The sequence below is a fragment of the Pelosinus baikalensis genome (assembly GCF_020819555.1).
Classification (GTDB): domain Bacteria; phylum Bacillota; class Negativicutes; order DSM-13327; family DSM-13327; genus Pelosinus; species Pelosinus baikalensis.
The window spans coordinates 1-693 of the sequence record NZ_JAJHJB010000133.1 but is presented as its reverse complement, the minus strand read 5'-3'; the positions used below and the strand labels follow the sequence as shown (position 1 = coordinate 693).

The window sequence follows — 693 nt, the reverse complement described above, 5'->3', positions numbered from 1 at the left end:
CTATTGTCCAATCCGCCCTCTTTATTGTCCAAAAAGAACGTTTTATTGTCCAAATATCATATTTTATTATCCGTTCCGGCTTGTTTATTAGCCGAGCCAGTTACAGCAAGAGTCAAGTCCTGATTTATGTGTAAATTGATAAAGCAAGTGTTTTCAACAAAATAATGTTTACATGGGGTTTGGTTCTCCCCCCTTATTTTTTTGAGCGAAACTTCCATGGGCTTTTTTCTTCCTATCCTGAAAGGGATGTCAAGGTCGCACTTTACCTTTACATCCCTTTCAGGATAGGAGATCCTCCCAAGATGGAAGTGTAGCGAAAAAGTCCACTACGTCGTTTATTTAGTTAATGACTTCTTCTTTGAGTAAGCTGTTTCCTGGTATTGCATCAGAACAGCTCCAATAAGCCGGAATGCAGATTGGGTATTTGGGAAGATTCGAATGACTCGCTCTCTCCTTCGTACCTCTTGATTTAGCCTCTCTAAGGAGTTCGTGCTTCGAATATGGACTCGAATCTCAGAAGGGAAATCCATATACTGTATTGTGTCTTCAAAGCCTTCATCCAACGTCTTTAATGCACCCTCATACTTCGCTTCACCTTCGTATTTACTCATTATTTCATCCTTGAAACGTCGCATATCCTCTATGGTGACAGCTTCAAAGATACGCTTTAACATGGTTCGAAATTCAACGGAA

Annotated in this window: 1 protein-coding gene; it reads right to left on the bottom strand. The window is 40.3% G+C overall.

Annotated features, from left to right (window positions below):
• Positions 1 to 335 precede the first annotated feature (335 nt).
• Positions 336 to 693: transposase (locus LMF89_RS25440; RefSeq protein WP_229537595.1), on the bottom strand; the 358-nt coding region annotated here is incomplete at its 5' end.